Origin of the sequence: Halorussus halophilus (genome assembly GCF_008831545.1) — an archaeon.
GTDB classification, from domain to species: Archaea; Halobacteriota; Halobacteria; order Halobacteriales; family Haladaptataceae; genus Halorussus; species Halorussus halophilus.
The window spans coordinates 1,377,761-1,402,910 of the sequence record NZ_CP044523.1 but is presented as its reverse complement, the minus strand read 5'-3'; the positions used below and the strand labels follow the sequence as shown (position 1 = coordinate 1,402,910).

Below are 25,150 nucleotides of genomic sequence, written 5' to 3'. Positions count from 1 at the left end.
CTCAAGGAGTTTGGCGGCCGCACTGGCGAATTTTGTAATTTTTATATAATTTAATACTCCTTCGATAAAAATCATTCCACAGCTCATAGGAGTTGCTATATCGAACCAATTTCGTCAGGAGAGAATCGCTAAAGCGGCGATGAGTGCAAGATCTCTGTTCCACATACGGAATCTACAAGTAGATATGACGGTCCTCAGTAGGATGGGTCGATGAACGAGCCGATTCATTCGTATCTGCAAACCGACTACGAGGACATCGAGCAGTTGTATCGGAACAACATCTACCGACTGAGCATTTAAGTGGCGATAATCGCCACCTCTACCGCTTCCGATTGTACTCGTTGCTCCACCCGGACCTTCGGTGAACCGTCCGACGGTAGTCGTCCGACTGGTATTTAGACGAGTCGGAGCAATCTCCCCCAGTCAATAACTTCCATACCGCCCTTGGGTCCCTCGTCTTCGTCATCGTCCTCGCCACTTTTATTTGAGAAGAAGGGAAGTCGAGAGGGTAGGTGTATGTGAATAGTGACCGAGACTAATGTCACTACTGAAAAGGTAGCGAGTGTTTCGAGAGCGTTCGTGAGGTTTTGAAGCAGAGACGGTGCGTCTGAACCTGTGATAAGGACGACAATGACCAATACTCCGAGTTCGTATACCATAGCTGGTGGTTTCGGGATGTTGTATATAAAGTTGGGAACCGATTCGCAAATACAGGCTTTTTCGATGTAGTCACCGGATGATTTTAACAGCGGATTGGTCGTGAGGGCCTGTATCGGCCTATCTCGCTTAAAAAACGACTAAGTTCGACTAAGTTGTCGGGCAGTTGAAAACGGTATGAGCGGTGAGGTAGTGGAGCTATTAGTAGCTCCTGACTATCATCGTTATCACGACATTCTTAACAAAACCTGTATCATCAACAGAACCTGATTTTCTATCCACTCTCGCGGGGATCTTCGACGAGTTCATACAGTCCTTCGTGGATTTTTCGGGCGTTATCGTGCTCGACGAATCGGCCAAGTCTATCGCGGACGTACTGAAGACTGTACCCGGTCTCTTCGGCAGCGAATGGAGCTGTCACGCGGCCTTCGGTGAGCAAATCGAGTAGTATCTTATCTGCAGGGCCGAGATCGTCTTCATCAAGCATTGGTGGTATACCAACTATTGGTGTGTCTCCGTCTTAAGGCACAATGCTGTAGCATATTGTCATTATATTATTACCCTTAGGCCCTAAGTATTATGGTGTGTCGGACCCTCTCTAGGTGTGGAGCCGAGGGCATTCATAGAACCACCGGACACTGCCCTCGTGCTTCCCACTGGTACCGACGCAGCACAGGCCGATGCCCACGACAGACACGCGCATCAACTCTTGTCCGACCATCACCGAGCGGACGCTCTCAGCATCGGTCTCTTACCGACAGTCGCCCGGTGAGCAACGTCCAGGAACGCAGCCGTTCCGAACCAGCGGCCAGCACAGCACCGATGACTTTTCACGCGCACGCGCGAGGCGATGTTTGTCGCTCCCACTAGGAAGTGGTGACACAGCATGACCACCAGCCGAAGCGACACGCTCACGCCCACCAGTACACAACCCCGTCGTTCGCCCACCACTAGAGGTCGGACGACTATCCAGAGGGTTGGGCGTAGGTTTATACGCGATGCCGGGGCCACGTACCAGTGCCCCCGTGTTCCCGTGACGGTGCGTGTACAATCTGTCTCGATTCGCCTCCCACGCAAACACAACCACGTTGTACTGAACGCAGCCCGGTATCGATCAGGCGTCATCGGCCACACCGGCATTCGACGGTCACCGACGCCCCAGCAACCACGGGCCCCACACTGTGCGCGCACACCGAACACGCACCAGCGCGCCACTTCCACACCCACAACACTGTGGTCTTACAGTGTCGTGCCCGTCAATGGCCTGCTCAGAGCCAATCTGAGTCCACATAGCTCGATGGCTATCCAGAAAAACAACCCCCATCGCAACAACGCAGAACACGTCCAAGAGCGCCTCGGCAACCACCGCGAAGTCCTCGAGGCGCTCTCCGAACTCGACAACGAACTCAGCAGCGACGCGAAAACCGCGCTCGAAATTCTCGACCAGCTCGAGGGTCAGGAATGACGCTGCTCGTCCAACGCCGACTGCACCTGGTCGTTGATCAACTCGTTCAGCGTCGCCGCCGCCTCACCAGCATCAATCTCTCCGTCCTCGGTGAGGTCAGAGACCGCCGTGAACGCTGCCTTCCGCTTTTGCTCGGCCTCGGACGCCGCATCGGGCGACAGCGCGAAATGACACCACATACACCGGTCGCGATTGCGCGGCGTCTCCCGGTCACATCGCGGGCAGTCGATCGGTCCGATTTCCTCCGGATCCTCGACCTCAACATCCTTGCCGTGCAGGCGAGCATACGTCCGCTCGTTCGACTCCTCACCAAAGCGAGCAAGATACCGCCGCGTATGATCGCTGCCGCGCTTGCGGCCTTGGCGGTCCTCGATACGACCCTGGCTCATCCCGAGCAAGACGAGCCAGCGCGTATTCGACTTCCTGAAATTCGTCGGCGTCACCGCCTTCGAGACGTCAGCACGTCCGGCGGCGTTCTTGAAGTACCCAAGGAAGGAGTTGTAGGAAGGCCGCTCTGTCTTGGAGAGCTTCGACCAAAGGTGGTCGTTGTCGCTGCCAGGATGGTCGTTCAGCCAGCGCTGAAGGTACGGCACGGACATCACGAGATGAATCGTTCGCTCACCACGCTTGCCGTCCACATGCAGTCCAACAGTATGCTCGGAGTCATAGATATCACCCACTCGCAAGTCGAAGAGTTCACCCCCACGCAGCCCAGCCTCGAACTGCACCGCGAACAACGCCTTGTCCCGTGTGTTATGCGCGGCATCGACCATCGGCTCGACGTCGTACTCCCACTTGAGGAGGTCACGCTCCGACGGAACGGGATTGAAGTCGTTGCTGGTGGTCGTCGGAATCCACGCGAGACTGTCCGTAGTCTCGTCGCGTTTCAACCGATAGCGGCCGAACGAACGGATCGCAGTCCGGTAGTCCTGATTCGTATGCTCGTTGGTGTACTCGTCGTGGATCCAGCGGACTATCGCCTCGGCAGCGGTGCGGTATTCGAGGGTGGCTCCGAGGAGGCCGACGTCTTTGAGGAGGGCTTCGATGTCGTCTTCGGTGTCGATGCCAGCGGCTTCGGCTTCGTCGTTCTCTCGGAAGTCACGGACGCTCGGCCAGTCGACGAGCAAGGCCATGCGCCGGCAGTGCCGGAGGAGTTTGAGTTGCCGGTGGTCGCCGACTTCGCTCTGCATGAGTCGCATGTTTTCGACCATCTTGAGGAGATGATGGCGGTCTGCTTCGAGGGGGACTTCGGGGTCTTTGTCGGGGTGGTCGCCGCTGAGTCGGGAGCGAAGGGTTTCAACTTGGCCGCGTGGGTCTGCGCCAGTCATACTGTAGGGGTTTATGTATTGGCTTGTAAGGTTTCACCTAGAAGCCCACCCCTGGCTTCGAACTTCGGATTCGCGTTCATCGTCTAAGAGTGGTCGAACCTCGTCACTGGGCAGTCGGGAAACCTGCGTCTGAGTCGCATCCACGCGGCTCGTTCACCTATTTTCGAACGTGGCAACAAGCCATTTCACTATCGAAATCCAAGTTTCGACCGGAGGCATCGACCAATGTCATCGCCAGATAGCAGTGCGAAGTCGATGTACCATCGGTTGAGAGACAACCTAGACGAAAAGGGCGAGATAATGGTCAAGACGGCGGGCGGCGAAGAACTCGAACTACACGGGCACAACGTCGAGTTCGAGGACGAACCGTACATGCGAATCGAGGCCGACGACGAGGTTCACTGGGTCGATACGACTCACATCGCACATTACTGGATTCACGAAGAGATTTGACCCGTCGGCGTGGAGTTTATCGCTCGAACTGACCGACGTTCGTAAAATCGTCGGTGCCGCAACTCGAACATTCGTCGGGTTTCGAGATGAACACCGACCCGCATCCTTCGCATTCGTAGAGGTCGGGACCTTTCCTCTCTTCCTCGTCGTCGTCAGGCGCGGTGTCCTTGGGACCGGAAGCCGACGACCCGAGCGCCTGTTTTACTCGGGTGACGGCTGCGGAGAGCATTCGTCTCAATAATTGTGATTGCTTACTGTGAGTACAAAGTCTTTGTTGTCGGATTACCGCCCGGCACGGGGAGGCCATCAGTCGGTCCCACTACCTTCGACTTTGGTAGTCGTGGTTCGAGTGGTCGTTAACAAACCCATAATAATCACCGGTGCTATCGTAACTCTAACTGCGTCCTCCGGGATGGACGTGTCCGGGCGTGCGAGTGAGGTCTGCACTTCCCGAGACGGTTCTCAATCGGTTGCAGATGGCCAGACGCCGTCTAAACCGTGTCACGTTTGTGTCAAGGACTCCCCCATGGTAACCGGACACCGCTTTCTGTGGACTTACTCGTCCTCGGGTCGCGGGAGCGCGACGAACGACAACTCGACGATGCTGAACGGGTCGTACACCGACTGGTGACACTGACAGTAGATGTCGTTCGCCGCACCGAACTTCCGACTGTCGGGGAGCGCCTTGAACCCCGGCACGCAACAGAAGTGCGTACACTTGTTCAGGTTGGCCATGAACCCCTGCGCCGTACTGGCGGAAATCCATTCGTTGCCTTGCTCGGCCATCTGCTCGAACCGGGTGCTACGGATTATCTGAACCGGCATGGTGCCACCGGGCGGCACGTCCTGAGAGCGCCACGTCGCCAATGCCGGTTTTCCGAGTCCGCTCTCGCCGATGCCGTTGCCCCACGACTCGTAGTCCTCGAAGTCCGAAACGTTCACTCGCGCGCCCGCCTCGACTTCTTCCTGTTGCCACTCGTACGGCGAAGAGTTGGCGTATCGGAAGAAGTTGTCTTGGTCGGCGTCCGGTGCGACGCCGGGATACGTCTGGACGCCGCAGTACTGGAACCACTCGCTGGAGTAGGTGATGCCGCCGAGTTGCATCTCGGCGACGGTAAACGTCTGTCCTTGTTCTTGGACCTCCCTCACTTCGGGCCAAACACCTTTAACGAAGCCTTCGTCGTCTATCTCGATGGGAATCTGGGGCATCCCACGCGGTGCCGGGCCGTCGATGTTCTCGACGCCGAAGTACTGGACGATACCACCACCCGCTCCCGTCGGTGCAGTCGCGCTGTTGATGCTCGCGGCCGCGCCGGTGCCGATACCGACGAGTGCCGCACTCCCGACCACACCTTTCACGAAACGCCGTCGTCCTGACTCTACTGGATACTTGTCGTCCTCTGCGGCCATACTTTCCCCCAGATGGACAACGGGCGCGACGGCTAAATTGGTTGCTCTGGTAAGAGGAACGTACGGTCAGCGAGGCGAGAAGACGAGGGGAAACAGTCAGGGAGACGACCGGTAGCCACTGTCTTTTTGCGTTCTCACAGAGTTCGGATGGCCATGTCCCTCTCGAAAGAAGAGCGCGAACGAATCGAACGGTTCGTGGCCATGCCGCGTCACGAACGGACGCCGGACCAACTGTGTCCAGAATCAGACGGACGCTCGGCACGCGAAGACGACGAGTAGCTACTCGGCGACTGCGAACGAATCACCGCGTTTCTCGACGAGGTTTCGCTCGCGGAGCGTCCGCAGAATACTGTACAGAGTGATCTTCTGCAAGTCGAGTTGCGACTGCAGTTCGTCGATGCTAGCGCCACCTGCATCGGACGCGGTGGTTCCGGTGGCCGCCGTCCTCTCCGTGGAGAGATACAGGTAGACGAGTTTCGCGCGCGGCGAGTCGAGTTCGTTCGGCAGCGGTTCGGTCGATGTCGTCGGTCGTTGAACGCTCATTCGAGTATTCGACGGAAGTAGTTCGACGATAATAAATCCCCATTTCAACGATTGTCGAAAACATCGTGTTCTTCACGGTAAATCAGGCCCGTACGGCAAAATTTGTCGTCAATCAGCGGCCGCTTCGATGAGATTTGAGCCATCGACCGGCAGGAAATGGTTCTGTATCGACACGACAGTGGGCCGGTGGGTTTATGTAAAGTCGAGCGGTAGCGCACCGCATGAGTCCGGCACCCGAGGACGAGCGGAATTCCCGCGAGAAGTCGGCACTCTCGCCCGACGAACTCGACATCGAGGAAGACGAGAACGTCGTCTCGTTGGACGAAGGCCGCTACGTCATCGGTGCCAACGAACGCCCGAACGTGCCGTCGGAGGCCGCGGGTAGCGGCGACGGAAGTAGCGCAGGCACGGGACCGGGAGCAGGGCAGGCTGGCGAGGAGCCACCCCAGCAACCGAATCCACTCGACGCCGAGGAGGCTACTGGCGCTCCGAGCACTGGTCGGCCTGCCGCCGACTCCGCGTCGGTCAAGCAGTGGTTGGAGAACGACCTGCAAGGAACGAGCGCGCAGTACGGCTTCCACGTCACGGCGAAAGCTGAAGAGTCGATTAGTCACCAGCAGATGTTCTCCGACGACGTGACGACCGTATTCGACAGTCTGATGCGGTGGTACGCCCAGCAGTTGACTACTTCCACGGCCGTCGAAGACGTGCTTGGCATCTTGCTGACCGAGTCGAACGTGCGCGTTCGTTACTCGCCGTCGTGCTTGCAAGCGATTCTAGAGTCCTACGACCTCGAACCTGACGACTCCATCGCCGACCTCTTCGAAGCCGTCCAAGACGGTCACGGCATGGTGTTTCCCCCGGAAGACGTGTGAGTGACGTTTGTAGAGTGTGTCAAACTGTAGAGAGTGTCAAATTATCAGGTGCGAGAGTGGGGCACGGGTTTTATGTACTCCGCTTCGATGTTTGAACCAGAGAACGTCATGGGAGTGCAACAGGCTGACCCCGAATCGGAGCAGTCGTCCGACGAGGACGCTGAAACCTTGCAGGACGTCGAGACACGCCAAGTCGTCGAGTTCCGACTCGGAGAGGACTACTGTGCGATAGACATCGGCGAAGTAGACAGCATCGTCGAAATCAAGAAGGTGACGCGAATCCCTCGCACGCCAGACTCCATCGACGGCGTGATGGACCTCCGTGGGGAGACGACGGCGATACTCAATCCGCGCACCCACCTCGGCATCGAGAGCGACGCCCCGGAACAGGCCGAGCAGAACGTACTGGTGCTAGACCGACCGGACGACAAGCAGAAGATAGGCATCCGGGTGGACGAAGTCCGGGAAGTCTCGACGTATCCGGTCACGCAAATCGACACCGAGCAAGACCTCTCGAACCTCGACACGCAGGGCATCGAAGAGAAAGTCTCGCGGGGCATCATCCGCAAGCCCAACGGCGACGACGAACTCGACTTGGTCGTCTGGGTGGACATCGACGTCATCATCGACCAGTTGAACTGAGCGTCTAGACGGCTGATACTGACACTCGTTGGAGGTTTTCTCAGCTATCACGGTCCAAGCGTCCGCTTTCGGGCGAACATCAACGCTGATAATTGCAGGGGAGCATTTATTTGACCCCCTTTCAAACCAAGCGCTTGGTGACTGCGTATGGCAAAGAACGTGCTAATCGTTGACGACTCGGAATTTATGCGGAATCTCCTCCGGGAAATTCTCGAAGAAGAGTTCGAAATCGCCGCCGAGGCGGAGAACGGGGTGGAGGCAGTAGAACTGTACAACGAGAAACAACCGGACCTCGTGATGATGGACATCGTCATGCCGATCCGTGACGGCATCGAGGCGACCTCCGAAATTAAGGAAGGGAGCCCCGGTGCGAACATCATCATGTGTACGAGTATCGGGCAGGAAGAAAAGATGAAGAAGGCCATCAAGGCCGGTGCAGACGGATACATCACGAAACCCTTCCAGAAGCCGAGCGTGATGGACGCCATCAACGACGTCGTCGCATGACACGGGCAGTCGTCGTCGATGACTCTCACTTCATGCGGACCGTCATCTCCGACATCCTCGAAGACGGCGGGGTCGAAGTCGCCGCGCAAGCCCGCGACGGCAAGCAAGCCGTGGACGCGGTCGCGGAACACGACCCAGACGTCGTGACGATGGACGTGGAGATGCCTCGCATGAACGGCATCGAGGCCGTCGAGGAGATCATGGCGACGACCCCGACGCCAGTGTTGATGTTGAGCGCCCACACGGAAGACGGCGCGGACGCGACGTTCGAGGCACTGGAGAAAGGTGCCGTGGACTTTCTGGCGAAACCCGGGGGAGAGGTCTCGACGGAGATATCCTCCCACGGTGACGCGCTGGTCGAGAAGGTCGAGTCCGCGACGCGAGCGGACCTCTCGTCGGTCGGGACGAGGGACCCGGAACCAGAGTCCGGGACCATCGACGCCGACCACGGTTACGTCGAGAATCCGACGGTCGTCATCGGCGCTTCCACGGGCGGCCCCCGAGTGGTCGAGCGCGTCCTCTCGGACCTCCCGCGCGATGCGGACTTGCGAGTGCTGGTCGTTCAGCACATGCCCGACGGGTTCACCGAGCGGTTCGCCGCTCGACTGGACCGCCGGAGCGAGTACGACGTGGTGGAAGCCGACGACGGGATGCGAATCGGCGGCGGCGAAGCAGTCGTCGCACAAGGTGGCTACCACATGGAAGTGGCGGGCTACGGCGGCGGTCGCATCCGGATTCGACTGAACGAAGACGAACCCATGCACGGCGTGCGCCCGGCAATCGACGTGACGATGGAGTCGGCCGCGAAGAAGGTCTCGGACCCACTGACGGGCGTCGTCCTGACCGGTATGGGCAAGGACGGTGCGGTGGGCATCGAGGCAATCAAGGGCGTCGCTGGCGCGACCATCGCACAGAACGAAGAGACGTGTTCGGTGTTCGGCATCCCCGCTCGCGCTATCGAGACAGGGTGCGTGGACAGCGTCCTCCCCGCGGACGAGGTGAGCAAGGAAATACTACGGACGATTCAGGCTAACGGGTGAGAACGAATGGAAGACTACTTACAAGAATTCATACGCGAAAGCGAGGAGAACATCACGGAGTTGAACAACTCGCTGCTCGAACTGGAGGACGACCCCAGTGACGAGGAGGCGATGGACTCGATTTTCCGGACGGCACACACGCTGAAAGGCAACTTCGGCGCGATGGGCTACCAGAGCGAGAGCGACCTCGCACACGCGCTGGAAGACCTACTGGACGAGATTCGGCAGGGTCGGATGGACGTGTCGCCGGAGATTATGGACCTCGTCTTCGACGGCGTTGACGAAATCGACCGCGCGCTCGACGAAATCGAGGAGAACGGCGAGTCGAGTGCCGACCACGAGGAGACCATCGCCGAGATTCGCGGCGTCCTCGAAGCAGGTGGCATCGCCAGCCAGTCGGCCGACGAACCAGACACCGAGTCGGCTGATGCGGGCGACGAGACGAGTGGCGATGCTGACGACGACGCGGACAGCGACGACGAGGCTCTCGAAGAAGCACTCGCCAAACTAGACGACCCCGCGACGCTAGCCGCCGTAGAGACGCCAACGTTCCACGTGGCCGTCGATATGAGCGACGCGCAGATGAAAGCCGTAGACGGGATGTTCGCGCTACAGGGGTTGAGTGACGACCTCGACATCCTCGGTGCGGTTCCCGACGTGGACGCCATCAACGAAGGCGAGTACGAGGACGGCTTCGACGTGTTCGTCGGCGCAGACAGCGCTGGCGAAGTCGAGGCGGTCGTCGGAGCGGTCAGCAAGATTACCGACGGCACCGTCACGCCAATCGAGGCGGACGCCATCGACGTTGCGACCGAGGCCGCCGCCGCCGCGCGCAAGCAGGCCGAAGCGGAGGCGGAGGCTGAAGCCACAGATGGCGAAGACGACGATTCGTCCGAGTCCAAAGAGAGCAGTTCCAGCAAGTCCGGTGGCGAAATCGAGGAGATTCAGTCGGTTCGCGTGGACGTGGACCAACTGGACGACATCCACGGACAGGTCGAGCAACTCGTCACGAGTCGCATCAAGCTTCGTCGGTCGGTCGAGCAGGCCCAGCTAGACAGCGCCGAAGACCACCTCGACGAACTGGACAAGATTACGTCCAGCCTGCAAGACACCGTGATGGACATGCGACTGGTGCCGCTGAAGAAGGTCGTCAACAAGTTCCCGCGACTCGTGCGGGACCTCGCTCGCACCCAAGAGAAAGAAATCAACTTCGAGATGGAGGGCACCGACATCGAGTTGGACCGCACCATCCTGGACGAGATTAGCGACCCGCTGATGCACCTGCTTCGGAACGCGGTAGACCACGGCATCGAGCCGCCAGCCGAACGCGACGAAGCAGGTAAGCCGACCGAGGGGACGATTCGCCTGCGCGGGTCGCGCGAGCGCGACCGCGTGACCATCACCGTCGAAGACGACGGTGGCGGCATCGACCCCGACGGAATTCGGGCGAAGGCTGTCGAGAAAGGCATCATGACCCGCGAAGAGGCCGACGAGTTGGAAGACGAAGAAGCCCAGAAACTCGTCTTCCACGCTGGCTTCTCGACCAACGAGGAAGTGACCGACGTGAGCGGCCGCGGCGTCGGGATGGACGTGGTCCAGGACACCGTCTCGCGCCTCGACGGCCACATCGACATCGACAGCACGCCGGGCGAGGGGACGACGTTCAGCCTCTCGCTTCCGGTGACCGTCGCTATCGTCAAGGTGCTGTTCGTCCAGTCCGGCGAGGAGGAGTACGGCATCCCCATCAAGAACGTGGACGAAATCCGGCGCATGGGTGCGGTCAAAACTGTCGAGGGCGAGGAAGTCGTCACGCACGACGACACCGTCTACCCGCTCATTCGACTGGGCGACGCACTCGACGTGCCGGGCGAGACGCGCAACGGCGACGGCATGCTCGTTCGCGTCAAAGAGTCCGAGCGGCAGGTCGCCATCCACTGTGACGCCGTGAGCAGACAAGAAGAAGTCGTCGTCAAGCCGTTCGAGGGCATCCTCTCCGGCATCCCCGGCCTCTCGGGTGCCGCAGTCCTCGGCGAGGGCGACGTAGTGACGATATTGGACGTGGAATCATTATGAGCAGAGGAGAAACTACTGATTTGAAGGTCGATATTCGAAAGCTGAATCTCTTCAACCAGATGGCGAAGGAGGGGGCGAACACCGTCGCCGACCACCTGAGTCAGATGACCGGGATGGAGACCGAGATGGAGATTACCAAGATTAACTTCCTCGAAATCGACGACATCAAGACGCACGTCGGTCACGAGAAGCAAGTCGGTATCCACATCGAGTTAGTCGAACCACCCCACGGATACATTCTGTTCCTGTTCAGTGCCCGGAGCGCGAAGAACCTCGCGGCCGGAATGATGGGCGGACAGTCCTCCGACTCGAAGGGATTCAGCGACATGGAGCGGTCAGCAGTACAGGAAATCGGGAACATCATGACCAGTGGGTTCATCGACGGGTGGGCGAACGTGCTGAACACGACCATCGACATCTCGACGCCGAAGTTCACCTACGGTGCGGGGAGTCGGATGGTCGATAACCTCGTCGGGTCTCGGCCCGACGAGATGGCACTCGTCTTCGACTCGCAAGTTCGGGCCCGCAACGCCGACGTGGAAGTGAAAGTGTACACGTTCCCCGAACTCGCGGAATTGGTCGAACTGATGCAACAGATAGAGATATGACGTTCACTCGTTGGTCTCCAGCATGAACGTGAATGTCGAATCGCTCGGCACCTTCAGCCGAGCGGCCCACGAAGGCGCGGAGCGCGCCGCCCAGAACCTCTCGGGGATGACCGGCATCGAAACGGAAGTCGACGTGACGAAGATGACGTTGGCGTCGTCGGAAGACCTCGCGCGAGACGACGAGGAGCGAGTCGCCGTCGCCATCGACTTCGACGGCGGCATCCGGGGCGGGACGTTGCTCTCGTTCGCGCCAGAAAGCGCGGAGACGCTGTTGGACGCACTGATGCCTGGGGAAGCGTTGAGCGAGAGCGCCGTCTGTGAACTCGGGAACGTCGTCACCAGCGGCTTCGTCGATGGGTGGGCCGATGAGTTAGGTACCACCATCGACATCACGCCGCCGGAGTACGTCGAAGGCGAACAGGGCGACCTCCTGTTGTCGGCCGGACTCGACGACGAACAGGACCATGCGTTCGTCTTCCGCAGTCACGTCGGCGCAGTCGGCGAGGAACTCGACGTCGCCTTCCACATGTTTCCCGACCCCGAGTCGATGGACACCATGCTCGCGGACGGCGACGACATCCCGCTCGAAAAGTTGGGAACGCTCCGCGAGATGGCCCACGCGGGTGCGACGACCGCGTCTCAGAGCGTCTCGACCATGACGGGTATCGACACCGAAGTGGACATCACGACGCTGAGTTTCGTCCCCGTCGAAGACGTTCCAGCCGAACTCTCCGAGCAGCGTCACGTCGGAGTCGTCTTGTCGTTCGAGGGGATGCCGGGCGGCTACGTCATGATACTACTCGACGAGTCGTCTGCGCGCGAAGTCGCCGCGGCCTTGGTTCCCGGTACCGAGACGGTCGAATCGTTCGATGGCATGGCCCAGAGCGCGATGCAGGAGTTGGGGAACGTGATGGCGTCCAGTTTCATCGACGGGTGGGCGAACGTCCTCGAAACGTCTATCGAAATCTCGACGCCACAGTTCGTCCACGATATGGGGACGGCCATCGCAGATTCGCTCGTCGCGCGTCTCGGTCAGCGACAGGAGTTCGCGTTCTTCTTCGACGCGACGCTCCACGCTGACGACCGCGAGTTCGACTGCGGCGTGTACGCCATCCCAGACGAGGAAGAACTCCGCGAAGCACTCGCACAACTCGAAGTCGGTGCGACTGCCGAGCGGACGACGAAGGCGGGGTCGCTCGAACTATGAACACAGACTCTGTCTCTGGGAGTGACGTGAGAGACCGAGTGAAGGTCGGCGTGGCCGACTACGCCGTCGCGACCGGCGACACCAAGATTACGACCAGCGGTCTCGGCTCCTGTGTCGGTATCGCTCTCGGAGACCCCGACACGAAGGTTGCTGGACTGGCACACGTCATGCTCCCGGCACCGACCGAGAGCGCCCGCGAATCCAAGCCAGCGAAAGCAGTTCCGACGGCCGTCGAGCAACTGTTGGCCGCCGTCGAAGACGGTGGTGCGGACCGCGACCGCATCGAAGCGAAACTGACGGGCGGTAGTCAGATGCTCGAATTCTCCGGCGTCGGCGAGGCGGTCGGCAAGCGGAACGTCGAGCAGTCCCGCGAGACGTTGGCTTCATTCGACGTGGAACTCGTCGCCGAAGACGTCGGTGGCGACTACGGTCGCTCGTTAGAACTCCACCCGGCTACGTGGACGCTGACCGTCAAGAGCGCCCACGAGGAGGTCGTCGAACTATGAGTGAGGACCCGACGTTCGACCGACTCACCGAGTACGTCGAGGCAGAACTCGGATTCGCGACGAGTTACTACGACGACTCGTATCTCGACCGGCGAGTCTCCTCCCGGATGCGTCGGACCGATACCGACACCTACGAGGAGTACCACGACCTGCTACGTGACGACGAGGAGGAGTGTGACGCACTTCTCGACGCGTTCTCGGTCAACGTGACGAGCTTCTTCCGTAACCCGGAAGTCTGGGAAGAGATGCGTCCGGTGTTGCGCGAACTGACCGACGACAATCGACGGGTCAGACTGTGGAGTGCTGCCTGCTCGGACGGCCGGGAGCCCTACTCGCTTTCGATGCTGGCGTTGGACGACCCCGAGATAGACGAGTCGCGCGTGGAGATAACTGCGACCGACATCGACCGCGAGATACTCGCGGCCGCGCGACAGGGCGTCTACGAGAGTACGCGCACGACCGACATCGGCGAACAGCTCGCGCCGCTGTCGAACTACGAGCGGTTCATCGAACGAGAGGGCGACCAGTTCGCCGTCACCGACGCCGTGAAAGAGCGCGTGAGCTTCCAGCGTCACGACCTCATCAACGGAGAACCGAAGTCGAACTTCGACTTCGTCATCTGTCGGAACTTGTTCATCTACATCGACACCGAACACAAACTGCCCATCCTCCGGACGGTGACCGAGTCGCTTCGTGACGGTGGGTTCTTAGTTATCGGGAAAACAGAGACGTTGCCGGAGTCACTGAAACCAAAGTTCGAGTCTGTGGAGCGCCGACTGCGGATATACAGACAAATGGACACATCCGATAAGCGAGGGTAAGTGGCGTAAATCCCACCGTATAGACCCTCAAAACCTCCTTTTCTCTCGGGTGTCCCGGAGTATCATAGCTGATAACTCAGGGGGAAGATTAATGTGGCGGAAGTTCGCTGTTGTCGGTAATGAAACTTATCGGTCTCAGCGACCAATTCGTCCACCTCGTCGGGACGAGTATGGTCGCCATGGGTATCATGGATTTCATGGACGAAGAGGAGGGCGAGAACGTCGAAGCCGAAGGCGGCGGCGACGACGAGTTGTTCGGTGACGGCATGGGCGACGGCATGGACGGCGGGATGAACGGCGGGATGGACGGCGGGATGGACGACGACTTCGGCGACATGGGTGACGACATGGGAATGGAAGACGGCATGGGCGATTGGGCCGACGGTGGCGGCGGCGACGACGAGTTCGGCGGCATGGGTGGCGGCGGTGGCCCGACCCAAGAGTTGGAGAACCGCATCGACGAGTTGGAGAACGAAGTCGCCGAAATCTCTTCGACCGTCGGGACCGTCCGGAGCGAGAACGAACAGATCAGTGGCAAAGTGGACGACGCCGAGGAGAACGTCCGCAAGCTACTCGAAATCTACGAGATGGTCACCCGCGGCGTCAACCCCTTCGTGGACGACGTGCAGGGCGGCGGGATGGGCGACGGCATGGGTGGCGGTGCCCTCGGCGGCGACGAAGGTGGCTTCGGCCTCTTCGACGGCGAGCAGGAGGAAGAGGAGGAAGAAGACCTCGACTCCGACATCGCCGACGCAGAAGCAGAGAGCTTCTTCGACGACGACTTCGAGGACGAAGAAGACGACTTCGAGGGCGAAGACGACGACCTCGGCGGGGACGACCTCGGATTCGATAGCCCCGACGAGGGAATGGGAGAAGTGGACGACATGAACATGGAAACCGACACGGACGACGCAGACGACGCGGACGGCGGGCAGGCCGGTGGTTCGACCTTCCAAGACCTAAAAGAGGAGTACGAGTCGGGCGACGCCGATTGGGCGGAAGAAGAGGAAGGCGAGGAGACCGACGCCGACCCCGAACAGGAACCGACCGTCGAGGTAGAGGCCGAACCGGAGTCGCCCGACGGGGACTTCGAGTTCGACGAACCGGACGACACGGAACCGACGGAAGCCGAGCCCGCGACACCAGTTCAATCGAACAGTTCCGGACTGGACAGCAAACCGTACCTCGCCCGTCTTCCGAGCGGCTACGTCTCGGACCTCGTGGTGATGGAGTGGTTGGAGTTCCTCGTCACGGAGTTCGGAGCAGACGACGCGGTTCGAACCATCACCTACTACGGTGACATCGGCTGGATTAGCGAGTCGGTCGAGGAAGAGCTTCTGTCGTTCGTCGGTGGATTCGCCGACGTGAACGAAGTCGATCCTGGCGAGACTGGTCCCGCTGCGCTCGAAATCGACGACCACATTCAGAGCCTGACCTTCCTGAGCCAGTTGACCGGCGACGCCGTCCAACGGAAGATCGTCGAACACTGTGCGCAGATTCGAGGTGGGCGCGATGGGATTCAGCGTTAGCGGGGCGACCGTCGTCATCTTCCTCGGCATCTTCATCAGCTTCGGGATGGCCTACACAGCCGCGAACAACGGGATGGAGCGCGTCAACGACGCGTACGAGGGGAGTCAGGGCGACGCCCTCGAACAACAGAACACAGCGTTGAGCATCGTCTCGACCAGCGTCGGCAACGCCGGTGGAGAGACGTACCTTACCGTGGAAGTCAACAACACGGGTAGCACGACGTTGTCGGTTGACGACACCGACATTCTTATAGAAGGAGTGTACAGGCCCCATACGGAAATGGAGACGCTCAACGTCAGCGGAAATAAGGACACGAACCTGTGGCTCCCCGGCGAAACCCTCCAGTTCAATACCTCCGTCTCGACGACCACTCCACGCGTGAAGGTCGTCACGGAGTCTGGTGTGGCCGCAGCCAAGGAGGCACTCTGAATGGCGAGCGTCTCGACTTCCCATCTCATCTTGTTCATCGCCAGTCTGCTCATCGCAGCGAGCGTCGCCGGGACGTTCACCAGTGGGGTCCAGCGGCTCTCGTCGGCCCTCGGTGACAGAAGCGTGGACGTGATGGAAGACGTGCGGACGGACGTCGAGATAATCAGCGACCCTGGTAGCAGTGCGGTGTACGACGGCGACGGCGAAGGGAACGTCACGCTGTTGGTAAAGAACACCGGAAGGCGGGACCTCGAAGCTGAGAACGACAAGATCGACGTGCTAATAGACGGGAAGTATCAAGTTGATGTTACTTTGACGGTGGTCGATGGGCAGTACTGGACCGTCGGAAACGTCGTCAAAGTCGAAATCGACCCCGCCCAGACGCTGGCGAACGGTGACCACCGCGTGACCGTGATAGTCAACGAAGACACGCAGACGCTCAGATTCAGAACACCATGACACAAGACAACCTATACTCGCTCGGCCTCGACGACCACGACCGACTGAACCACGAACTTGGCGGCGGTATCCCGCGCGGGTCCATCGTCCTCATCGAAGGCGACTACGGCGCGGGCAAGAGTGCGATGAGCCAGCGATTCAGTTACGGACTCTGTGAGACGGGCCACTCGGTGACGCTGCTCTCGACGGAACTCACTATCGGTGGGTTCATCGACCAGATGCACTCGTTGTCTTACGGCGTCGAAGACCACCTCTTGGACGAACGCCTGTTGTTCCTCCACGCGGACGTGGACACGGGCGGCGGCCGACTGACCGCGCCGTCGAACGACGACGAAGAGGGGTCACGTAAGGAACTGCTCAACCGCCTGATGAACGCGGAAGCGATGTGGAACGCCGACGTCATCGTCATCGACACGTTCGACGCCATCCTCCGCAACGACCCCATGTTCGAGGCACTCATCCGTCAGAACGAGGAGCGCCAAGCGGCACTCGAAATCATCTCGTTCTTCCGTGACCTCGTTTCGCAGGGGCAGGTCATCGTCCTCACGGTGGACCCCTCCACCGTGGACGAGGAAGCCATCGGTCCGTTCCGTGCCATCGCCGACGTGTTCATGGAACTCCAGATGGTCGAAGTCGGCAACGACGTGCGCCGCAACATCTCAGTCAAGCGATTCGCCGGGATGGGCGAACAGGTCGGTGACACTATCGGATACTCGGTCCGTGCGGACGCGGGCATCGTCATCGAGAGTCGTAGCGTCGCATAATCAACTATGACAGAACACGGGACCGCACAGATACAGGACGACCTGCGGGAAGTAGCCATGCGGCGGCCGCACTTGCGGGACTACCTGAAACGGTTCAAGCAGTTCACCGGGGAGTTCCCACGGTTGGTCGATGAACCCAGTAGCGACTGGGAAGCCGACAAGCCGAACGTCATCTACCCGGTGGGTGGTCCCATCTACAGTCACGTCTACGGTGACATCGGCCAAGAGACGGAGTTGCACTGCATCGAACCCGAACTCTCGGGCACCGAGCAGGAACTGTTCGGCAAAGTTCGGAGCCAGATTCTCGAACGGAGCGTCAACAAGCCCGCGCCACAGGACGAGTCAGAGTACGACGACCGAATCGAAGAACTGCTGGACGAGACGGTGCTGGTCAACGACGACGACGGTGGTAACAGAAACCTCTCGTCGATGTCGCCCCAACAGATACTCCAGTGGGTCAAGAGCATCTCGTACAACGATTTCAAGACCGGGGTGCAGACGTTCTCCGCCGAGCAAGTCGTGGAAATTGTCAAAGACTTCACCAACATCGGTACCTACGAAGTGTCCGAGCAGACCTACGAGAACATCCGGTACCGATTGAATCGTGACATCGTCGGATTCGGGCCGCTGGAACCCATCATGCGCGACCCGGCGAACGAGGACATTCACGTCATCGGCCCCCACGAGACGTACGTGGACCACGGCACGTACGGCATGCTCGGCACCAGCGTTGACTTCCAGTCCAACGAGCGGTTCGACAACTGGCTACGCAACATGGGCGAGCGGATGGGCGACCCCGTTTCGGACTCCGACCCTATCGTGGACTCGACTCTGCCGGACGGGTCGCGTATCAACATCATCTACTCCGACGACGTGAGCCTGAAGGGACCGAGCCTCACCATCCGTCAGGGCGAGGGGACGCCGCTCTCCGTCGCCCAGATTACGAAGTGGGGGACGTTGTCGCCCAAGCTGGCGGCGTATCTCTGGCTCTGCCTAGAGAACGAGCAGACGGTGTTCGTCGTCGGAGAGACGGCGTCCGGGAAGACGACGACGCTGAACTGTATCATGTCGTTCATCCCGCGGGACGCGAAGATTTACACCGCAGAGGACACCGCCGAGGTTCTACCGCCCCACGACACGTGGCAGCAGTTGCTCACGCGTGAGGGCGGCGGCGAAGACTCTTCGGACGTGGACATGTTCGACCTCGTCGCGGCCGCACTGCGTTCGCGCCCCGACTACATCATCGTGGGTGAGGTTCGTGGCGAAGAGGGTCGCATGGCGTTCCAGGCGGCCCAGACCGGTCACCCCGTGATGCTGACGTTCCACGCGAGCGACATCGTCTCGATGATTCAGCGTTTCACTGGCGACCCCATCAATATCCCCGAGACGTTCATGGACAACGCCGACGTGGCGCTGTTCCAGAACCGGGTCAAACAAGGCGACGACGTGCTTCGTCGCGTGACTTCGGTGCAGGAAATCGAGGGCTACTCGAAGGAGATGGGCGGCGTCGTCACCCGCCAGTCGTTCTACTGGGACCCCGTGGAGGACGAAATTGTCTTCCAAGGCATGAACAACTCCTACGTCTTGGAAGAGCAGATTGCGACCTTGCTGGGTTACGAGAACACTCGCGACATCTACGACGAGTTGGAGTTCCGCGCCGAACTCATGGAGCGGATGATAGAAGAGAACATTCTGGGTTACCACGACGTGAACGAGACCATCACCTCGTTCCAGCGCGACGGCATCGACGGGTTGCCGTTCGACATCCACCGCGGATTCTGACCGAGACGCGAGCGTTTTCCCGCACCGTCTGATAGTTGTCGCGAAGCGAACGTATCTATTGTACGTTATTCGGTGACAGTGGACTGGCGAAACTGTACTGTTATCAGCTACAGACGCTTTCTTCCAGGACCCCTCTTAATAAAGCAGAGCTGAAAATATATCCGCCTTGCAAGATTTATGAAGGTGGGACGTAAACCCCGCGAGTAGGCTGCGAGTCGGCGTTTCAGACGACGGGAAATCCATGGCGGCACAAGAACAACCACAAGGCGCGAAAGACCTGCTCAGCGGGTTCGCGTCCTCGACGATAGAGTCCTACCGGCAGATGGAGACGCCGGTCTCTCGATACGTCGGCATGGTAGTCGCACCGTCGATTCTGTTCTTCCTGATTACCGTCGTCGTCTTCGTCGTCACGGACTTCCCGCTGATGATTTCGCTCCCGATTCCGCTGCTGGGGGCGCTCTCGTTGGTCGTCGCCGTCGTCTACCCGAAGCTCCTGCGCGACCAGAAACGCAAGGAGATAGAGGACAACCTCCACCTGTTCATCACACACATGACCATCCTCTCGACGGCGAACATCGACCGCGTCGAGGTGTTCCGCACCCTCGGCGAAGAGGAGGAGTACGGTGCGCTCGCCGAAGAGATGCGACGCATCGTCCAACTGGTGGACACGTGGAACCAGAGCCTCGACGACGCGCTCCGCATCCGCGCGAACAAGTCGCCGAGCAAGCCGTTCGCCGACTTCCTGGACCGACTCGCGTACACCATCAACGCCGGACAGGAGATTCAGGACTTCCTGCTCAGCGAGCAGGACGTGGTCATTCAGAACTACGTGACCATCTACGAGGGGTCGCTGGAGAACCTCGAAGTGATGAAGGACCTCTACCTCTCGATGATTCTCTCCGCGACGTTCGCCCTCGTGTTCGCCACCGTCCTCCCGATTCTCACCGGGACCGACCCGACGATGACGGTCAGCGCCGTCGTCGTGATGTTCGCGTTCGTGCAGATGGGATTCCTGTTGATGATTCGGAATACCGCGCCACACGACCCGCTGTGGTACCATCCCCAGAAGACGACTGGGAGCGAGTGGCGCGTCCGCCTCTCCGTGGGATTGGGCGTGTTTCTCACGTTCGTCACGATGATAGCCTGTCTGCTCGTTCTGACGGGACAGACGCACATCAACCCCGACGACATTCCGATGCCGTTCTACGCCGCGATTCCGACAACACCGTTGCTCATCCCGGCTATCGCGGCGCGCAAAGAAGAAGAGTACATCAAAGAGCGCGACGACGAGTTCACTAACTTCATCCGCGCGCTCGGAGCCACCGAGACGGCCAAGCAGAGTACGACTTCGAAGGTTCTAGAGAGCCTGCGTGGCAAGGAGTTCGGTGCGCTGACCCAGAACGTGGACGACCTCTACAAGCGACTGAACATGCGCATCGAACCGGCGATGGCGTGGCGACACTTCACGGCAGACTCGCGGTCGTACCTCATCCAGAAATTCAGCGAGATGTACCTCGTGGGCCGCCAGATGGGTGGCGACCCGAAGAAACTCGGCGAACTCATCTCCAGCAACATGAACGAGGTCCTCCAGTTGCGCGAACGGCGCGAGCAGTCCACGGTCACGCTCATCGGTGTCCTGTACGGTATCACGGCCGCTTCGACGTTCGCGTTCTTCATCGGTCTCGAAATCGTCGCAGTGCTTGCGAGCATGTCCATCGGGCTGAACACCGGACAGTTCAACTTCGATACCATCATCCACACGAGCGTCTACGACATCGACACCATCGAGTACCTGCTCATCATCATCGTCCTGCTCAACTCCGTGCTGTCGTCGCTGATGGTCCGCATCGCCGACGGTGGGCACAAGGTCAACGCCTACCTCCACTTCGTGCTGCTGACGTGGATTTCCAGCGGCATCGCGGTGTTCACTCGCATCGTCGTCGGGTCGTTCCTGAACGTCTGAGAGTCAGGTCCGGCGAATCACGGGGAACGCGGCGAGACCGCCGACGGCGAGCGTAAACCAGTAACTTGCGACACGGTAGACCAGCGCGACGCTCGCAGCTAGTTCTGGCGAGAAACTCGTCAGCGCGACGAGCAGGCCGACCAAGGCGAACTCGACGCCACCGACGCCGCCGGGAGTCGGGACGATGCCCGCGAGCGAACTGGCAGGGACGACGAACAGCACGATGAACGGACTGATGCTCTGGCCGAGCGTCTGGGCTGCGAAGTAGAGCGGCGCGGCGAAGCAGAGCCACCCGACGTAGGCGTAGACGAGCGTGTGAAGGAGTTGACCGCGACTGGCGGCGATGTGGTCCACGTGGCCGTAGAACTCTTCCGTGCGCTCACGGATGCCGTCTGCGTCGATGCGGTCGGTGCGGCGCGCGAGCGGTTCGGTGACGCCGCCGACGATACGCGTGACGAGAGTCCGTCGTTTCCATCCGGCGTAGATGAAAAGTGGAACGAGGATAGCGAGGCCCCCGAGGCCGACGACGAGCGTGCGTGCCTGTCGCGGAACTTCTCCTCGAATCAGGAGCGCGAGCGTGCCGACACCCGCGAACGTGAAGAACGGAAGCAAATTGAGTAGGTCGGCAGTGACGACGCTGGCGAGACTGTCCTGGTAGTTCGCGTCCGTGTCGGCGGCGAGGACGTACGCGATGAACGGGCCGCCACCGGCCTTTCCGAACGGCGTCGCGTAGTCGGCGAACGTTGCCGCCAGGTAGGTGACGACGATTTTCCGGAACGGAACGTCGATGCCGACGGTGTGGAGGATGACGTCCCACGACTTAGACCAGATGACCAGCGAGGCGAGCGTCGAGAGGCAGGCCGCGAGAAGCCACGCTGGCTGTGCTTCTTGGAACGTTCGGAGTATCTCGTCCCACCCGATGACGCGCCCGAAGAGGTACAGGAGGACTCCGGCGACGACGAACCCCACGAGTGCTTTCAGTTTCGTCCGGCGGTCGATCGTCACGCCGGGTGACTCTGCCGACATTCGGCAAAAACGACGGCAGTGAGCCAGTTATATCGTCTGGCCCGTCAGCTTCACCGGACCGAAAAAATATTTACGGCTTCCGAGAATTCTCTCGAAAGACGGGACGCTACGCGGGCGTCACCGAGTTCCGCACAATCATGTCCGAAAAGGTAATCGCCGACTTCGTCGCACGGTTCAGTCTCGGGTCGTTCGACGACCCCGAACCCGTCCGAGGTCGAATCGTCCTCAGTCCGAAACGCCTCGTCTTAGCGATGGCAGACGATAAACAGACAGTCCCACTCTCTGCCATCTTCGACGTTACCGTCGGCCACGTGCCCGGTGAGATGGAAGAGTTCTTCCAAGACACGATTTCGGTCGCGTACGAAGACGACGGCACGAAACGGGTCGCAGTAATCGAGGCCGGTTCGGAGGAGGTCGGTCGGTTCAAGACGATTCTGTTCAAGGCGATACTCAACGGGACGCGAGCGAAAATCAAACATCCAGCACGAATCGGTGGACGCGTGACCGACGAGTCGTTCGAGACTGCGAAGTTGCGAATCAAGCCGGGCGTCGTCCGATTCGGTGGTTCGGGTGGTACGACGGAAGTACACCTGGCCAACGTCACTTACTTCCAACGAGAGGAACGGGAAGTCGGGTCGGTCGTCGCGATTCGCCACTCACACCAAGGCCAAACTGTGACCTCCGAGTTCGGCATCGAGACCACGCGGAAGCTGAACTTGCTCGGTCGGTATCTCCGCTTGGAATACTCCGAACTCGCCAAGTCCGTCGAAGACGTGAGCGCGTCCGAAGAAGAACTCGAAGCACTCGTCGCTATCTACTCCGGTGCCGGGAGTGGGGACCTCGCAGGGATGCTCGGCTTCGATTCGAGTCGCGTGACGATGCTACTCAACGACCTCCACGACAAAGGTCTCGTAGACGAGGGTGAGAAGGGCTTGTCGCTGACGGCTCAGGGACAACTGCTCGTCAGCGACCGCATCGAAACCGTCAACACCTAAGACACTACAGTTCGAGAACTGGTTTAGCCTATTTTACACGGATATCGGTATTGTAAAACTCCTAAGACCTTTTATAATAGAATTGGTAACGTACCCACCCAATGGGGAACTCCATCCGCGTTCTATTGGTGGACGACGACACCGTCGTCGCGGAGATGGCGGCGACGTACCTAAAGCGGGCTAACGACCGCATCGAGGTGGTAGTCGAGTCTGGACCGACTAGCGCGCTCGACCGCGTGACTGGCGACGAACAGATCGACTGTGTCGTCAGCGACTACGACATGCCCGAATCCAATGGATTGGAGTTCCTCGACGGCGTCCGGCAGTCAGACCCCGACCTCCCGTTCATCCTCTTCACGGGCAAGGGAAGCGAGGAGATAGCCAGCGAGGCTATCTCGGCAGGCGTCACCGACTACCTCCAGAAGGGAACCGAGACCGAACAGTACGAAGTGCTGGCCAACCGCGTCGAGAATGCTGTCACGCAACACCACGCACAGGTCGAGGTACGCGAGACCAAACAGAAGATAGAAGCCCTCCACGACGTTGCCACCCAAGCGGTGGCCTGCACGTCGGCACAGGATATCTACGACCTCGCGGTCGAGGCGGCAGAGGAGACCTTGGCGTTCGACCTCTGTGCGGTCGATGTGGTCGAGGGAGGCGAACTCGTCCCGCAAGCGGTCTCGAAAGGCGTCCCAACGGACGGCTACTACGACACGACGAACATCGACGCCGACGACAAACTCGCCGCTCGGACGTACCGGACTGGCGACTCCTCGTTAGTCCACGACGTGAGGGAGACAGCAGTGGTGCCTGCCGAGAGCGAGTATCGCTCTGCACTGACGGTCGCTATCGGCGAGTACGGCGTCCTCCAAGCGGTCTCGGAAGAACCGAACGCGTTCGACGACGACGACCGGGAGTTGGCCGAAATACTCGCCGCACACCTGGAAGAAGCGCTGGCACGACTCCAATCGGAGACAGAGTTGCGCGCCGAGCGCGACAGATTCGCCGCGCTGTTCGAGAACCTCCCGAACGCCGTCGTGCGCTACGACTTGAGCGGCAGTGAGCCGATCGCAGCGTCGCTCAACCCCGCGTTCGAAGAAGTGTTCGGTTGGAGCAACAGCGACATCGTCGGCGACTCCGTGGACGAGTACATCTTGCCCGAGGACTGCCACGACGAGGGGCGTTCGCTTAACCACGAAGTCCAGCGTGGCAACCGAATCGAGGGCGTGGAAGTCCACCGCAACACCACCGACGGCGTTCGAGACTTCCTGTTGCACACGGCTCCAGTGACCGAGGACGGCGGGACCGAAGCGTTCGCCATCTACGTCGATATCACCGAGCAGAAAGAGCGCGAGCGCAAACTCGCCAGCCAGAACGAGCGACTGGAGGAGTTCGCCAGCGTCGTCTCTCACGACCTGCGCAACCCGCTGAACGTCGCGCACGGTCGGTTCGAGATGCTGGCCGAAGAGATAGACGACGACAACGAACACGTCCCGCCGCTGTCGCGGGCGCTAGACCGGATGGACGCACTGGTCGGAGACTTGCTGGCACTCGCTCGCCGCGGGCAACTCGTGGACGAGTCCGAGCGCGTGTCGCTCGTCAACGCGGCCAACACGGCGTGGACCACGGTCCAGACAGACACCGCGACGCTCGAACTCGACGGCGACCTCGTGGTGGACGCCGACGACGCGCGCTTCAGGGAGTTGTTGGAGAACCTGTTCCGCAACTCGGTCCGGCACAGCAGCGAAGACGTGACCATCGAGGTGGGGGCGCTCGACGACGGCACGGGGTTCTACGTCCAAGACGACGGACCGGGTATCCCAGAGTCGCTACGCGAGCGGGTCTTCGACCACGGGTACACCACCTCTGACGAAGGCACTGGTTTCGGACTCGCTATCGTCTCAAGCATCGCGGAGGCTCACGGCTGGGAAGTCCGCCTCGAAGAGAACGCTGCGGGCGGTGCCCGCTTCGTGTTCACGCAGGTGTCGGTCCACGAGCAACCAGTTGGACGGTAGCCGCGGGCACTGCCGCGAGGGGAACGATTAGGGTTCTTCGGGTGGTAGCGGA

At 60.1% G+C, this 25,150-nt stretch carries 27 protein-coding genes; 20 read left to right on the top strand and 7 right to left on the bottom strand.

The window, feature by feature from the left end; all coding sequences use genetic code 11:
- Window positions 1-395: 395 nt before the first annotated feature.
- Together F7R90_RS06895 and F7R90_RS06890 are read right to left on the bottom strand one after the other, a co-directional pair.
- The gene (locus tag F7R90_RS06895; protein WP_158056519.1) at window positions 396-659 is read right to left on the bottom strand and encodes a hypothetical protein; all 264 of its coding nucleotides are present in this window, start codon (window positions 657-659) and stop codon (window positions 396-398) included.
- 272 nt (window positions 660-931) lie between these two features.
- Window positions 932-1,144, bottom strand: a complete 213-nt coding sequence (locus F7R90_RS06890; RefSeq protein ID WP_158056518.1) for a MarR family transcriptional regulator — start codon at window positions 1,142-1,144, stop codon at window positions 932-934.
- A gap of 810 nt (window positions 1,145-1,954) precedes the next feature.
- Here F7R90_RS06890 and F7R90_RS22105 point away from each other — a divergent pair.
- Complete coding sequence (locus F7R90_RS22105; protein ID WP_192498424.1) at window positions 1,955-2,122, top strand: hypothetical protein; 168 nt, start codon at window positions 1,955-1,957, stop codon at window positions 2,120-2,122.
- On the opposite strand, the gene F7R90_RS06885 is transcribed toward F7R90_RS22105, so the two are convergent.
- A complete protein-coding gene (locus F7R90_RS06885) occupies window positions 2,113-3,450 on the bottom strand; it encodes a tyrosine-type recombinase/integrase (RefSeq protein WP_158056517.1) in 1,338 nt (445 codons plus the stop codon). The genes F7R90_RS22105 and F7R90_RS06885 overlap by 10 nt on opposite strands.
- Before the next feature lie 225 nt (window positions 3,451-3,675).
- Here F7R90_RS06885 and F7R90_RS06880 point away from each other — a divergent pair, with 225 nt between their 5' ends.
- Entirely contained in the window at window positions 3,676-3,903 is a 228-nt protein-coding gene (locus F7R90_RS06880; protein ID WP_225741282.1) for a hypothetical protein, read from the top strand.
- A gap of 16 nt (window positions 3,904-3,919) precedes the next feature.
- Here F7R90_RS06880 and F7R90_RS06875 read toward each other — a convergent pair whose 3' ends face one another.
- Together F7R90_RS06875 and F7R90_RS06870 are read right to left on the bottom strand one after the other, a co-directional pair.
- A complete protein-coding gene (locus F7R90_RS06875) occupies window positions 3,920-4,132 on the bottom strand; it encodes a hypothetical protein (RefSeq protein WP_158056516.1) in 213 nt (70 codons plus the stop codon).
- A gap of 326 nt (window positions 4,133-4,458) precedes the next feature.
- A complete protein-coding gene (locus tag F7R90_RS06870; protein ID WP_158056515.1) occupies window positions 4,459-5,313 on the bottom strand; it encodes a ubiquinol-cytochrome c reductase iron-sulfur subunit in 855 nt (284 codons plus the stop codon).
- Between the two features lie 153 nt (window positions 5,314-5,466).
- Here F7R90_RS06870 and F7R90_RS22690 point away from each other — a divergent pair, with 153 nt between their 5' ends.
- Window positions 5,467-5,592, top strand: coding sequence for a hypothetical protein (locus F7R90_RS22690; protein ID WP_267905109.1), 126 nt, complete (start codon window positions 5,467-5,469; stop codon window positions 5,590-5,592).
- Here the strand turns inward: F7R90_RS22690 and F7R90_RS06865 are convergent, their stop codons facing one another.
- Window positions 5,593-5,856 carry a TrmB family transcriptional regulator gene (locus tag F7R90_RS06865; protein WP_158056514.1) on the bottom strand — a complete coding sequence of 88 codons (264 nt, stop codon included), beginning with the start codon at window positions 5,854-5,856 and terminating at the stop codon, window positions 5,593-5,595. It lies immediately after the preceding gene.
- 221 nt (window positions 5,857-6,077) lie between these two features.
- Between F7R90_RS06865 and F7R90_RS06860 the strand changes: the two genes are divergently transcribed.
- From F7R90_RS06860 to flaJ, 15 genes are all read left to right on the top strand, one after another.
- Window positions 6,078-6,731 carry a DUF7500 family protein gene (locus tag F7R90_RS06860; RefSeq protein ID WP_158056513.1) on the top strand — a complete coding sequence of 218 codons (654 nt, stop codon included), beginning with the start codon at window positions 6,078-6,080 and terminating at the stop codon, window positions 6,729-6,731.
- Window positions 6,732-6,818: 87 nt separating this feature from the next.
- Window positions 6,819-7,373 carry a chemotaxis protein CheW gene (locus F7R90_RS06855; RefSeq protein ID WP_225741281.1) on the top strand — a complete coding sequence of 185 codons (555 nt, stop codon included), beginning with the start codon at window positions 6,819-6,821 and terminating at the stop codon, window positions 7,371-7,373.
- A 147-nt stretch (window positions 7,374-7,520) separates the two neighbouring features.
- Window positions 7,521-7,880: a chemotaxis protein CheY gene (gene cheY, locus F7R90_RS06850; RefSeq protein ID WP_158056512.1), complete on the top strand. Its 360-nt coding sequence runs from the start codon at window positions 7,521-7,523 to the stop codon at window positions 7,878-7,880.
- Entirely contained in the window at window positions 7,877-8,920 is a 1,044-nt protein-coding gene (gene cheB / locus F7R90_RS06845) for a chemotaxis-specific protein-glutamate methyltransferase CheB (RefSeq protein ID WP_158056511.1), read from the top strand. Before cheY ends, cheB begins: the two co-directional genes overlap by 4 nt.
- 6 nt (window positions 8,921-8,926) lie before the next feature.
- On the top strand, window positions 8,927-10,993 hold the full coding sequence (cheA, locus tag F7R90_RS06840) for a chemotaxis protein CheA (protein WP_158056510.1): 2,067 nt from the start codon (window positions 8,927-8,929) through the stop codon (window positions 10,991-10,993).
- The gene (locus F7R90_RS06835) at window positions 10,990-11,601 is read left to right on the top strand and encodes a chemotaxis protein CheC (RefSeq protein WP_158056509.1); all 612 of its coding nucleotides are present in this window, start codon (window positions 10,990-10,992) and stop codon (window positions 11,599-11,601) included. The genes cheA and F7R90_RS06835 overlap by 4 nt, the downstream gene beginning before the upstream one ends.
- 22 nt (window positions 11,602-11,623) lie before the next feature.
- Complete coding sequence (locus F7R90_RS06830; protein WP_158056508.1) at window positions 11,624-12,808, top strand: chemotaxis protein CheC; 1,185 nt, start codon at window positions 11,624-11,626, stop codon at window positions 12,806-12,808.
- Window positions 12,805-13,314, top strand: coding sequence for a chemotaxis protein CheD (locus tag F7R90_RS06825; protein WP_158056507.1), 510 nt, complete (start codon window positions 12,805-12,807; stop codon window positions 13,312-13,314). Before F7R90_RS06830 ends, F7R90_RS06825 begins: the two co-directional genes overlap by 4 nt.
- Window positions 13,311-14,135 carry a CheR family methyltransferase gene (locus F7R90_RS06820; RefSeq protein WP_158056506.1) on the top strand — a complete coding sequence of 275 codons (825 nt, stop codon included), beginning with the start codon at window positions 13,311-13,313 and terminating at the stop codon, window positions 14,133-14,135. Before F7R90_RS06825 ends, F7R90_RS06820 begins: the two co-directional genes overlap by 4 nt.
- Window positions 14,136-14,254: 119 nt before the next feature.
- Window positions 14,255-15,664: a FlaD/FlaE family flagellar protein gene (locus F7R90_RS06815; RefSeq protein WP_225741280.1), complete on the top strand. Its 1,410-nt coding sequence runs from the start codon at window positions 14,255-14,257 to the stop codon at window positions 15,662-15,664.
- The gene (locus F7R90_RS06810; protein ID WP_158056505.1) at window positions 15,648-16,094 is read left to right on the top strand and encodes a fla cluster protein FlaF; all 447 of its coding nucleotides are present in this window, start codon (window positions 15,648-15,650) and stop codon (window positions 16,092-16,094) included. Before F7R90_RS06815 ends, F7R90_RS06810 begins: the two co-directional genes overlap by 17 nt.
- Window positions 16,095-16,553 (top strand): flagellar protein G, encoded by a 459-nt coding sequence (locus F7R90_RS06805; RefSeq protein WP_158056504.1) that lies wholly within the window; start codon window positions 16,095-16,097, stop codon window positions 16,551-16,553.
- The gene (locus F7R90_RS06800; RefSeq protein ID WP_158056503.1) at window positions 16,550-17,317 is read left to right on the top strand and encodes an ATPase domain-containing protein; all 768 of its coding nucleotides are present in this window, start codon (window positions 16,550-16,552) and stop codon (window positions 17,315-17,317) included. Before F7R90_RS06805 ends, F7R90_RS06800 begins: the two co-directional genes overlap by 4 nt.
- Before the next feature lie 6 nt (window positions 17,318-17,323).
- Complete coding sequence (locus F7R90_RS06795; RefSeq protein WP_158056502.1) at window positions 17,324-19,099, top strand: type II/IV secretion system ATPase subunit; 1,776 nt, start codon at window positions 17,324-17,326, stop codon at window positions 19,097-19,099.
- Between the two features lie 241 nt (window positions 19,100-19,340).
- Window positions 19,341-21,062 (top strand): archaellar assembly protein FlaJ, encoded by a 1,722-nt coding sequence (flaJ, locus tag F7R90_RS06790; RefSeq protein ID WP_158056501.1) that lies wholly within the window; start codon window positions 19,341-19,343, stop codon window positions 21,060-21,062.
- A gap of 3 nt (window positions 21,063-21,065) precedes the next feature.
- Here flaJ and F7R90_RS06785 read toward each other — a convergent pair whose 3' ends face one another.
- Entirely contained in the window at window positions 21,066-22,088 is a 1,023-nt protein-coding gene (locus F7R90_RS06785; protein ID WP_158056500.1) for a lysylphosphatidylglycerol synthase transmembrane domain-containing protein, read from the bottom strand.
- 137 nt (window positions 22,089-22,225) lie between these two features.
- On the opposite strand from F7R90_RS06785, the gene F7R90_RS06780 reads away from it, so the two are divergent.
- On the top strand, window positions 22,226-23,083 hold the full coding sequence (locus F7R90_RS06780) for a CheF family chemotaxis protein (protein WP_158056499.1): 858 nt from the start codon (window positions 22,226-22,228) through the stop codon (window positions 23,081-23,083).
- Window positions 23,084-23,184: 101 nt separating this feature from the next.
- Window positions 23,185-25,098, top strand: a complete 1,914-nt coding sequence (locus tag F7R90_RS06775) for a hybrid sensor histidine kinase/response regulator (RefSeq protein ID WP_158056498.1) — start codon at window positions 23,185-23,187, stop codon at window positions 25,096-25,098.
- The last annotated feature ends 52 nt before the right edge of the window (window positions 25,099-25,150 follow it).